10 protein-coding genes are annotated in these 10,442 nt (G+C 73.8%); 1 reads left to right on the top strand and 9 read right to left on the bottom strand.

From position 1 onward, the window contains the following. Window positions 1–138: 138 nt before the first annotated feature. The 6 genes from ACIP37_RS18055 to ACIP37_RS18030 form a co-directional block, all read right to left on the bottom strand. Window positions 139–1,410 carry a glutamate synthase-related protein gene (locus ACIP37_RS18055; RefSeq protein ID WP_400807745.1) on the bottom strand — a complete coding sequence of 424 codons (1,272 nt, stop codon included), beginning with the start codon at window positions 1,408–1,410 and terminating at the stop codon, window positions 139–141. Continuing rightward, window positions 1,407–2,399 carry an asparagine synthetase A gene (locus ACIP37_RS18050; protein ID WP_400807742.1) on the bottom strand — a complete coding sequence of 331 codons (993 nt, stop codon included), beginning with the start codon at window positions 2,397–2,399 and terminating at the stop codon, window positions 1,407–1,409. The genes ACIP37_RS18055 and ACIP37_RS18050 overlap by 4 nt, the downstream gene beginning before the upstream one ends. An 85-nt stretch (window positions 2,400–2,484) precedes the next feature. After that, complete coding sequence (locus ACIP37_RS18045; RefSeq protein ID WP_400807739.1) at window positions 2,485–3,774, bottom strand: methylaspartate mutase; 1,290 nt, start codon at window positions 3,772–3,774, stop codon at window positions 2,485–2,487. Next, the gene (locus tag ACIP37_RS18040) at window positions 3,771–4,172 is read right to left on the bottom strand and encodes a cobalamin B12-binding domain-containing protein (protein WP_400807736.1); all 402 of its coding nucleotides are present in this window, start codon (window positions 4,170–4,172) and stop codon (window positions 3,771–3,773) included. Before ACIP37_RS18040 ends, ACIP37_RS18045 begins: the two co-directional genes overlap by 4 nt. A gap of 246 nt (window positions 4,173–4,418) precedes the next feature. Continuing rightward, a complete protein-coding gene (locus tag ACIP37_RS18035) occupies window positions 4,419–5,714 on the bottom strand; it encodes a helix-turn-helix domain-containing protein (protein WP_400807733.1) in 1,296 nt (431 codons plus the stop codon). Between the two features lie 220 nt (window positions 5,715–5,934). Further along, window positions 5,935–6,309: a MerR family transcriptional regulator gene (locus ACIP37_RS18030; RefSeq protein WP_363621023.1), complete on the bottom strand. Its 375-nt coding sequence runs from the start codon at window positions 6,307–6,309 to the stop codon at window positions 5,935–5,937. A 120-nt stretch (window positions 6,310–6,429) separates the two neighbouring features. On the opposite strand from ACIP37_RS18030, the gene ACIP37_RS18025 reads away from it, so the two are divergent. Next, window positions 6,430–7,542: an alkene reductase gene (locus ACIP37_RS18025; protein WP_400807730.1), complete on the top strand. Its 1,113-nt coding sequence runs from the start codon at window positions 6,430–6,432 to the stop codon at window positions 7,540–7,542. A gap of 47 nt (window positions 7,543–7,589) precedes the next feature. Here the strand turns inward: ACIP37_RS18025 and ACIP37_RS18020 are convergent, their stop codons facing one another. The 3 genes from ACIP37_RS18020 to ACIP37_RS18010 form a co-directional block, all read right to left on the bottom strand. Further along, complete coding sequence (locus tag ACIP37_RS18020; protein ID WP_363586013.1) at window positions 7,590–8,042, bottom strand: MarR family transcriptional regulator; 453 nt, start codon at window positions 8,040–8,042, stop codon at window positions 7,590–7,592. Next, window positions 8,042–9,520 carry an MFS transporter gene (locus ACIP37_RS18015; RefSeq protein WP_363629451.1) on the bottom strand — a complete coding sequence of 493 codons (1,479 nt, stop codon included), beginning with the start codon at window positions 9,518–9,520 and terminating at the stop codon, window positions 8,042–8,044. The genes ACIP37_RS18020 and ACIP37_RS18015 overlap by 1 nt, the downstream gene beginning before the upstream one ends. Before the next feature lie 148 nt (window positions 9,521–9,668). Next, the gene (locus tag ACIP37_RS18010) at window positions 9,669–10,334 is read right to left on the bottom strand and encodes a LuxR C-terminal-related transcriptional regulator (protein ID WP_400807725.1); all 666 of its coding nucleotides are present in this window, start codon (window positions 10,332–10,334) and stop codon (window positions 9,669–9,671) included. Between the last annotated feature and the right edge of the window lie 108 nt (window positions 10,335–10,442).

Raw genomic sequence — 10,442 nt, 5'->3', positions numbered from 1 at the left:
GAAGTGAGATGAATCGGCGACGAGTTCGACGATAGGGGGAATTCGACGGCCCTATCGGCAGGAAATGAGGAAGGAAATCGGCAGTTTCCGGTGCCGCTTTCCGGACCTGCCGCAGGAATCGACCCGGGCAGGCCGGGGCTACCGGCCGGCGGTGGTTCCGTATTCCTCGGGGGACCAGACGTCCTCCCGGTCCAGGGCCTGCGGCGCGTACTTTCCGAGCGCACTGATCAGCAGTCGGAGTTCCAGCGCCAGACAGTCCACGAAACGGCGGAGCCCGGATTCCCGGTCCTCCGCCACGGCGATCAGCGCCGCCCGCCCGAGGCCCACCGCGCGGGCCCCCAGGGCCAGGCTCTTGACCGCTCTGGCGCCTTCCCAGATCCGCCCGGAGACCAGCAGCGAGGGCGGCGGCGCGACCGCCAGCCGACGCAGGCACTCCGCGAGCGGCAGTCCGACGTGCGGCAGGAACACCCCGGGCGCCCAGCCGGTTCCGCCTTCGGCGCCGTCCACCACGACGGCGTCCGCCCCGGCCTCGTGCGCCACCCGGGCGGCCTCGGCCACGTCCCGGCCGGGGTAGAGCTTCACCCAGATCCGCACCCGCGGGTAGTTGTTGCGCATCAGCCGGATCTGCTGGCGCAGGATCTCCGCGGTGAAGGTGCCCGGGGTGGCGGCGCGCAGCACCCGCCCGTCGCCGAACAACGGGTCCAGCCCGAAGCGGTCGCCCAGCGCGGCGGCGGCCTCGGCCTCCAGCACGGTCATTCCGCCCAGGCCCGGTTTGGCGCCCTGGCCGACCTTCAACTCGAAGGCCAGCCGTCCGGATTCCAGCAGGGGCAGGGCGGCCGGGTCGCTGTGGACGAGGTTCCACACCTCGGCGTCGGCGTCCTCGGTGCTCTGCTGGACGGCCACGCCGCCGAGGCCGTCCGGGAGTTCCTCGGTGTAGGCGCGCAGCCGGCCGAGCAGCGTGCGGTCGGCCGCCTCGCCGAGCCGGCCGTAGCCGTTCACCGGCACCACGTTCTCGCCGATCACCATCGGGATGCCGAGCGCCCCGGCCTGCCGGCTCAGCGCCAGCCCGAGGTCACCGCCGGCGGCCCGGGTGGAGCCGGTCGCGGAGACGTACACCGGCAGCGCGGAGGCGAACCCTCCGATGGTGGTGGCCAGTTCGACGTCCCGGTAGTCGGGCTCGCGGCCGAGGTCGATCAGCTTGGCCAGCCGCTGCGGCAGGAACAGCGGCGGGACGATCCGCAGCGCGTCCAGGGCGTCCGGCGGCGCCGCCCGGTCCGCCGCGCCCGGCCGGCCGGCGCCGAACAGCACGTGTCCGTACTCCTCGGCGGGCGGGAAGGCGGCGGCGGCCCCGGCGCGGGCCCGATGCCGGACCTCCTCCTCCGGGAATCCCGGCGCGCTGAGGTCGCTCACGGGGACACCACTCCGGCGATCTTCGGGAAGGCGCTGGCCTGCCAGACGGCGTCCAGCCCGGCGACGTACCGGGTGAGCCTCTCGACCCCGATGCCGAAGCCCGCGCTGGCCGGCACGCCCTCGCGCACCAGGTCCAGGTACCAGCGGTACTTCTGCGGGTTCTCGCCGGTCTCCCGCATCCGGGTGACGATCTCCGCGTAGTCGTTGGTGCGCTGGCTGCCGCTGCACAGTTCACCGTAGCCCTCGGGCGCCAGCAGGTCGAAGTTGCGCAGCAGGCCCGGGTCGTCGGGGTGCTCGCGGTCGTAGAAGCCGCGCGAGCCCTTCGGGTAGTCGGTGACGAAGAACGGCCGGTCCCGGCGGGCCGACAGCAACGCCTCGCCCTCCCAGTCGAGTTCGGCCTCGGGGCTCTGCGGGTGCCCGATGCCCTGGAGTTCGGCGACCGCCTCGGCGTGCCGGATGCGGCCGAAGGAGCCCTGCAGCAGTTCGGCGAAGGCCTGCGGGTCCCGGCCGAGTTCGGCGAACTCCTTGGGCAGCGCGCGGACGGTGCTGTCGACCATGTGCACCACCAGGTCCTCGGCCAGCTGGACGACGTCGTCCCGGCTCGCGCCGGCGACCTCCACGTCCAGCTGGTGGAACTCGGCGAGGTGGCGGCTCGTCCCGGCGGTCTCCAGCGGTTCCAGGCGGACGTTCGGGGCGATGCAGAAGATCTTGTCGAAGGCGAGCAGCGAGGCCTGCTTGTACAGGATCGCGCTGGTCATCAGCTTGTAGCGGTGGCCGTAGAAGTCGATGTCCACCTGCTTGGAGCCGCGCGCACCGGGATCGGTGACCGGGCCGATGATCGGCGGCAGCAGTTCGGTGAAGCCCCGGCCGCGCAGGAACTCGCGGGCCGAGGTGAGCAGGTGCTGCTGGATCCGGAGCGCGCTGCGGGTGGCCGGCGCGGTCAGGTGCCGGCCCGGGTCGGTCGGCGGCAGGGGCGTGGGGTCGGACATGGTCGGGTCCTCTTCTCTCGTTCTCTCGTGGAGCGTGGAGCGTGGTTTCTCACCCGGCGTCTCACCCGGCGTCTCACCCGGCTTCTCACCGTGCGGCGGGCAGGCCCCGGAGTGCGGGTGCGGGCGAGCGTTCGGCCCGCTCGTCGTAGCGCTGCTGGACCTGGGAGAGCGCGGCCAGCAGCCCGGCCGAGCCGAGGATCGGCGCGCGGCCGCCCTCGGCGAGCCCGGCGATCGGCATCGAGCCGACGGCGGACCACAGCAGCCGTCCGTCCGGGCCGAGCGAGCTGCGCGTCCGCCCGGCGTTGTCGGGGTGCAGGCAGTACGGCACGTCCAGGTAGCCGGCCGCGAACGCCCGCACCAGGGCCCGCCCGACGTCGGCGTCCAGGTCGAGCACTGCGCCGATCAGCGCCCTGGCCTCGGCCTCGATCCCGGTGTCCGGCGGGGCGGCGGGCCGGGGGCGGGCGCGTTCCGCCGTGGCGGCTGCGGCGGCGGTCTCCAGCGCCCGAACGTTCTCGGCGACGGTCGGGATGCGGTGCGCCTCGGCCGTGGTCTTGACGATCAGCCGGGCGGCGCCGCCGCGCACCGCGAGCCGCGCGGCGTCCTCCAGCAGCAGCCGGGCGCCGCCGGGCGAGCGCGGGTACACGCCCATGTACGCGTACACCACGAGGTGCCGGTCGACGTCCGCGAGCAGTTCGCCCGCGATCCGGCCGAGCGCGGCCAGCGCCTCCTCGTCCTGGTCGGCGTTGGCCTGCTGGGCGTAGCTGAGCGAGATGCTGCGCAGCCCGTGCTGGCGGAAGAACAGCGCCTCCAGGACGCTGATGGCGATCAGCAACGAGGGCGGGCAGAGCTGGCCCATCATGCAGCCGCCGAACGTCTCCAGGTGCGGATCCGCACCGAACTCCCGCATGGACGACAGCAGTTCGCAGCTACGCTGCCAGCGGGCCACCGCCTCGTGCAGCGGGGTGCGGCCGTACGGCAGGCAGTAGGAGACCGGTCCGCCCTCGGTGGCGTCCAGGCCGGCCGCCAGCAGCGCCCCGATGATGTGCTCCGGCGCGGCCGAGCCGTGCCGGACCTGCACCGGGAAGCCCGCGTCCGCCACGCCGGCCAGGACCGCCCGGGTGACCTCGACCGGGTGGGTGGCGATCGGGTAGCCGTTGAGGCCGGCCCCGGCGGCCAGTGCCCGCCGCGCGGCGTCAAGGTCGCCGGTGCGGGTGTAGCTGTCCAGGGTGATGGTGCCGACGGTGACGGCGGCCGCCACCCGGGTGGCGAGCAGGCCCTCCCGCATCCGGGCCGCCTGCGCCATCCCCATCCGGGGCTGGACCACCAGCGCGCCGGCCTCCGCGGCCTGCGCCACGAACGCGCCGAAGCTCGTCACAGCAGGACCCGGGAGCGCAGCCCGTCGACGAACTCGCGGAACCCGGCCACCGCGGAGCCCTCCTCGAAGACCCGGTCGAAACCGGCCGCGAGCAGTACGCGCTCGCGGTCGGGGTCGTCGGTTCCGGCGATGCCGAGCTTGCCGCCGATGACCGTCGGGGTGCGCCGCAGTTCCGGGCAGGCGCGCAGGGCCGGGATCACCCGCAGCCCTTCCTGGTGACCGTGCCCGTTGACGCTGCTGACCACGATCAGGTCCGGTTCGATCCGGCGGCATTCGGCGAGCAGCAAGGCGTCGGGGACGCACGCGCCCAGGTTCGTCACCCGGTGGCCCATTTCCTCCAGCAGCAGTTGCAGGAACACCAGGTTCCAGGTGTGCGAATCCGAGGCCGTCGTCGTCACGACGACGTCCAGTCTTCTCTCTCCGTCATTTCCGTGCTCCACAGCCCAGCCCTCGTCGGTAGCGATCGTCGATGGAATTCCGCCGACGCCCCAGCCGGCGGCCCGGGAATTCCGGCGCGTATTCCGCGGCGGTCCAGCCCCACGGAGAACGCTAGGAACGATCGGGCCCGGCGACCGGCAGCTCGTGCGGCAAGATGCGGGCAAGAAGCGGCAGTATCGACACCCGGCCGGCCTGCCGCCGCGCGGTCAGCCCGCGACGGCGAGCAGTTGGACGTCCGCGGCCGGCGCGAACCGGTGCCCGGGCTCCTCCCGGAGGAGGCGGCGGCACACGTTGAGCACCGTGAAGCGCACCCCGTCGCGGGCGGGCACGCTGCGGATCAGTCCGCGCGACAGCAGTTCGTGCACCGTCGCCAGGCAGGTCTGCGGCGCCCAGCCGCTGCGGACCACCGCGTCCTCCCCCGACCAGTCGCCGGGCTCGTCCACGAGCACGTCCAGCAGGGCCCGCTGGCGTTCCGTCAACCGCTGGATCGCCGGCTCCACCTCGTCCCGGACGTCACCGCGCATGCCGTACACCACCGGCGGCGCGGCCAGCGTGAACGGGCCGGCCGACAGCCGGGCCAGCAGCTGGGCGGTGGACTGCACCAGCGTCCACCCCGCCGCGCGCTCCAACGCTCCCGGCAGGCCGTCCAGGTGGCGGCAGAGCGCGGCCACGGCGGGGGCCTCGGAGCGCTCCAGGGTGTAGCCGGGGCGCAGCCGGCGCAGGTGCGAGAGCAGCAGCCGGACGGCGCCGATCTGCGCCAACGCCTCGGGTTCGGCGTCGAGTTCGGGGGCCGGTACGGGCAGCGGGGCGAGCGGGACGACCTGCCCGCCGGGCAGCGGCCAGGCCTCCCGGGCGGTGATCAGCACCCGCAGCCCGGGGCAGTGGTGGAACAGCCCGTCCAGCCGGTCGGCGTCCACCCCGCCGTCGGCGCCGTCCAGCACCAGCAGGGCGGGCCGGTCGCCGATGTCCCGGACGATGTCGTCCATCCGGCCGTGCCAGGGGGCCGAGTCGCCGGCGCAGTCCACCCAGCGCACCGACCAGCAGGCGGCCAGGTGCAGGCGGCGGGCCACCTCCAGGGCGAGCCGGGTCTTGCCGACCCCGCCGAGCCCCACCAGCGAGACCAGCCGGTCCCCGTGCACGGCGAAGGCGTCGGACAGCACCTCGGCCTCCATCTCCCGCCCGACGATGGCCCCGCGCGCCACCGGCGGGGCGACCGGCGCCACGGCCGCCGGCTCATCGGCGAGCGGGTGCCGACGGGCGGCCTCCTCGAAGTCCGCCCGGCTGCGGCCCTCCAGCCGCAGCGCGTCCGCCAGCAGCCGGACGGTCTCGTTCCGTGGCCGTCTCACTCGGCCGCTCTCCATGTCCCGGATGGCCCGCACGCTCAGGGTGGCGTGATCGGCCAGGCACTGCTGGGTCAGGCCGATCCGCTCGCGCCGCACCCTCAACTGCTCTCCGAAGCCCGCCGCCGTCCTCACCGCTTGCACCCACTGCCCGCCGTCCATGCCTCGTCTGCCCTTCGTGGTCCGGACTCCTGATGGGGGTCGGGACCAGTGGCGGCATCAGCGCTGGGTACCCGCGCGGTCCGTGGTCCGACCGCGTGGGACCCGGTGGTCAGGCTGTGGCCTCCGAACCGGTCCCCTCCGGTTCCAGATGCTCCAGGCTCGCCGTCTACGCCCGATCAACGGCCGATCACCGGCCCCACCCACGACCTTCACGCGGGCCTCACAGCCCGTCGGCGGACTGCTCCTCGAGTGCGGCGCGGGCTGTGTCCATCAGTTCGTCGAGCGCGTCACGGGTCCTGGCCATGTCCGCGATGTGCGCGTCGAGCTTCGCCCGCTCCTGCCCCATCCGCTCCAGCGCGGCCACCGAGTGCTCCTCGCTGGGCGCGTCCACGCACGGCAGCAGTTCGGCGATGGCGCGGCTGGACAGCCCCGCCGCGTAGAGGCGCTGGATGAACAGCACCCGCGCCACCGCGCCGTCGGTGTAGTGGCGCTGCCCGCTGGCGCTGCGGGTGCTGGCCAGCAGGCCCTGCCCCTCGTAGTAGCGCAGGGATCTGACGCTCACTCCGGCGCGTTCGGCGAGCTCTCCGATCCGCACGGGCACCTCCGGGTCGTGATCCCCGTCACAGGGCTTGCCTCTGACATCGATGTCAGGTTTTAGCGTAACGGAGGACGGGCCCGGGCACCGGGTCCGTGACTTCGAACGAAGGACTTCCGCATGACGACGTCCGCCACGTCCGCCACGTCGAGCGCCCTGCTCACCGGCTACCGGCTCGGCGAACTCACGCTGCCCAACCGGGTGGTGATGGCACCGATGACCCGGGGGCGCGCCACCGCCGACGGTCTGGCCACCGCCTCGATGGCCACCTACTACGCCCAGCGGGCCACCGCCGGGCTGATCGTGACCGGAGGCGTCCAGCCGAGCCTGATCGGCCAGTCGAACCCGGGCACACCCGGCCTGTACACCGACGAGCAGACGGCCTCGTGGCGCCAGGTGACCGCTGCCGTGCACGCCAACGGCGGCCGGATCTTCGCCCAACTGATGCACGGCGGCCGGGTCTCGCACCCGGACACCACGGGGCTGCGACCGGTCGGCCCCTCGGCCGTCCCCGCCACCGGCGACGTGTTCACCCCGACCGGTCCGCAGCCCGCTCCGGTCCCCCGGGCCCTGGAGACCGACGAGGTCCCCGAACACGCCCGCTCCTACGCCGAGGCCGCCCGCCGCGCCGTCGACGCGGGCTTCGACGGGGTGGAACTGCACGGCGCGAACGGCTACCTGATCTCGCAGTTCCTCTCCTCCAACGCCAACCGGCGCACCGACCGCTACGGCGGCCCGGTGCGCAACCGGATCCGCTTCGCCGTCGAAGCCGCCACCGCCACCGTCGAGGCCGTCGGCGCCGCCAGGACCGGGATCCGCCTCTCCCCCGGCGGCACCTTCTGGGGCGTGGCGGAGGAGGACGTCCTGGAGCTCTACACCGCCCTGCTCGGCGAACTCGCCGGCCTCGGACTCGCCTACGTCCACCTGGAGGCGACGACGGACGAGCCGTCCCTGCTCGCCCTGCGCCGCGCCTGGCCGGGCACGCTCATCATGAATCCGGTGCTTCCGCTGGGCCCGAAGCAGGTCGACCGCGAGGCGGCGGACCACTGGCTCGGCCTCGGCGCCGAGCTGATCAGCTTCGGCCGCGCCTACCTCGCCAATCCCGACCTCGTCGAACGGCTGCGCACCGGCGCCCCGATCGCCCCGGCCGACGAAGCCACCTACTACCAGGGCGGGGACCGGGGCTACCTGACCTACTCCGCCTACCAGCACACGGTCGACCAGCGGCCGTAGCCGCCACCCGCCCGAGGCCGCCGCGGCGGCGCCCCGCCCCGGGAGGTTCAGTCCAGGAGCTTCGCCAGGACGCGGTCGAGCGCCTGGATGTCCTCCGGGGGCAGGGCGAGCAGGTCGTCGGGCGGGGTGGTGAGGATCCTGACGGCGAGGGCGGCCTTCGCCTGGCCCTCCTCGGTCAGATGGACCAGCTTGGACCGGCGATCGGCGGGATTGGTGACGCGTTCGGCGAGGCCGCGCCGCACCAGGTCGTCGACGATGACGGTGGTGTAGGGCGGGTCGCTGCCCAGCCGCTCGGCCAGGTCCCGCAGGGTGATCGGGTCGGCGCCGAGGCGGCGCAGCGCCCTGACCCGGCTGAAGCTCATGCCGAGGGCTTCGGCGACGGTCTTGCGGCGGTCGTAGCGCTCCAGGACGAGCGCGTTCAGTCCCTGCCAGACCCTGGTCGCCGTCCTGGTGGCGGCCTCGTCCCCCTCGTGCTGCTCACCGGTGTGCGGGCGGTCCATCAGGTGTTCACCGTCTCCTTCGTCTCCCTCGTCCCCGGCGCCTCCGGCGTCTCCGGCGCCTCCTCGGCGGCGAGCCGCTCCGCCGTGCGCAGGGCCGTCTCCCGGGCCCAGCGGCCGGAAGTGAGCGTACCCGTGACCAGCACGGCGGCGCCGCAGCCGGCGATGATCCACCACGCCGTCCGCCCGGCGTCGGTGAAGGCCGCCGTGTGCGCGTACGCGCCGCCCGCCATCAGGGCGCCGACGACGGCCACGCCGAGGGACTGGCCGATCTGCCGGCTGGTGGAGGCCACCGCGGCCGCGACGCCGGCCTGCGAACGGGGCATGCCCGAAACGGCGGTGTTGGTGATGGGCGCGTTGACCAGACCGAAGCCGGTGCCGAAGAGCAGGTACGCGACGACCAGCACGGCCGTCGGAAGGTGGTCGGAGTAGGTGAGCGCCTGGAGCACGGCGCTCGCGCACAGGGCCGCCCCGGCGAGGAGCAGGGGGACGCGCGGCCCCCGGGAGGCGACCATGCGGCCGGACACCGGTGCGGTCAGCAGCGCCATCACCGCCATCGGCAGCATGAACAGTCCGGCGTGCAACGGGGTGAGCCCGCGCACGTTCTGCAGGTACAGGGAGCTGACGAACAGGAACCCGCCCAGGGAGGCGAAGGCGGCGACCGCGATCACGGTGGCGCCCGCGAACGGCGCGGAGCGGAAGAAGCGCAGCTCGATGAGCGGGTCGGTGCGCCTGGGCTCGTACCACAGCAGGCCCAGCAGCGCGCCCAGCGCCGCCGCCGCGCAGCCGACGACGAGCGGCGACGTCCAGCCGCGCTCCGGCGACTCGATGATCGCGTACGTGAGCGTGGTGAGCAGGACGATGACGAGCACCTGGCCGACCGGGTCCACCCGGCGGGGCCGCGGCGCCCGCGATTCCGGCACGTACCTGCGGGTCAGGAACAGCGCGGCCAGGCCGATCGGCACGTTGATCCAGAAGACGGCCCGCCAGCCGGCCGACTCGACCAGGGCGCCGCCGACGATCGGCCCGGCGGCCATGCTGATGCCCACGACGCCGCTCCACACGCCGATGGCGCGGGCGCGCTGCCGGGAGTCGGTGAAGGTGTTGCTGATGATCGACATGGCGACGGGGTTCAGCATCGATCCGCCGACCGCCTGGAGCATCCGTGCGACGACGAGCCAGCCGAGCCCGGGGGCCAGGCTGCACAGCAGCGAGGCCCCGGTGAAGACCACCAGCCCGATCTGGAAGACCCGGCGGCGGCCCACCCGGTCGGCGGTGGAGCCGGAGAGCATCAACAGGCTGGCCAGCACCAGCGTGTAGGCATCGACCGTCCATTGCAGCCCGGACACCGAGGTGTGCAGGTCGCGCTGGATGGCGGGCAGGGCGACGTTCAGGATCGTGTTGTCGAGGCTGACGATCAGCAGGCTCATGCAGCAGACGGCGAGCACGAGCCAGGGCCGTCGTTGGGCGGCGTCCGGCATGGTGGGGGCTCCACAAGTATTTGTATTGTTGAAATCATTGTGAGCATATAACTAAATCGCCGAACAGCCCAGCCCCGAACAGCCCCGGCCCGCGCAGCCCGGCCCCGCGCAGCCCGGCCCAGCCCGCGAGCCGCCCCCACCCGCCCCGTCACGGGCGGGGGGTCGGCTCCGGCGGCCAGGCGCCGGCGGCCAGGACGCCGGTGGCGTAGGCGCGGGCGACCAGCGCGGTGCGGTTGGGCAGCTGCCAGCGGCGGGTGAGCCGGGCGAGGTGGTAGTTGACGCCGTCCGGGGTGAGGCCGATCTCCCGGCCGATCTGGGCGGTGGTGGCGCCGCGGGCGGCGGCGGCGAGGATCCGGGCCTCGATCGGGCTCACCTCGGGGCGGGGGGCGGCCGGCGGGGCGGCCGGCCCGGTACGGACGGGCAGCGAGAGCAGCAGGTTCGGGGTCTCCTCCGGGGTGTCGCCGACCAGGGCGACGGTCATCTCGCCGCTCCGCTCGGTGCCGTCGGCGGCCGACCAGGAGACCGGCGCCGGGTACTGCGAGCGCCGGTGCAGGCGGACGGCCTCGGCGAGCGCCGGGATGGTGGCACTGTCCCGGAGGGTGAAGAACTCCAGGATCTTCCGGTTGCGCAACTGCCCGGGCAGCAGGCCGAATTCGGCGGCCATCGCCCGGTTGACGATCATGATCCGGCCGCTGAACTCGCACACCGCCAGCGCCACCGGCACGTGGTCGAGCAAGCGCAGCGTCCGGTTGCGCCAGATGACGGCGAGGTCCTGCCAGCTCTCCGCGGTCGACTCGCAGTCGGTCAGTCTCATGCCCGGCCCCTCCCGTGTACGGCTCCCGCGTGCTGCAGACCTGACGGCCCGTTGACAAGTCTTCCGCGACCGCCGCTACTGCACAAACATGTAGTCCTCGGGCCCGGG

The sequence above is a fragment of the Kitasatospora sp. NPDC088861 genome, assembly GCF_044750105.1.
In the GTDB taxonomy this organism is placed as follows: domain Bacteria; phylum Actinomycetota; class Actinomycetes; order Streptomycetales; family Streptomycetaceae; genus Kitasatospora.
Note: the sequence above shows the minus strand (reverse complement) of the source record. Positions and strands in the feature narration are given on the sequence as shown.

Bases quoted from the DNA above. Each gene is read 5' to 3' on its own strand.
- ACIP37_RS18020 (WP_363586013.1), bottom strand. From the start codon at position 8,042: ATGGACCGCCCGCACACCGGTGAGCAGCACGAGGGGGACGAGGCCGCC.
- ACIP37_RS18010 (WP_400807725.1), bottom strand. From the start codon at position 10,334: ATGAGACTGACCGACTGCGAGTCGACCGCGGAGAGCTGGCAGGACCTC.
- ACIP37_RS18015 (WP_363629451.1), bottom strand. From the start codon at position 9,520: ATGCCGGACGCCGCCCAACGACGGCCCTGGCTCGTGCTCGCCGTCTGC.
- ACIP37_RS18025 (WP_400807730.1), top strand. From the start codon at position 6,430: ATGACGACGTCCGCCACGTCCGCCACGTCGAGCGCCCTGCTCACCGGC.
- ACIP37_RS18035 (WP_400807733.1), bottom strand. From the start codon at position 5,714: ATGGACGGCGGGCAGTGGGTGCAAGCGGTGAGGACGGCGGCGGGCTTC.
- ACIP37_RS18050 (WP_400807742.1), bottom strand. From the start codon at position 2,399: ATGTCCGACCCCACGCCCCTGCCGCCGACCGACCCGGGCCGGCACCTG.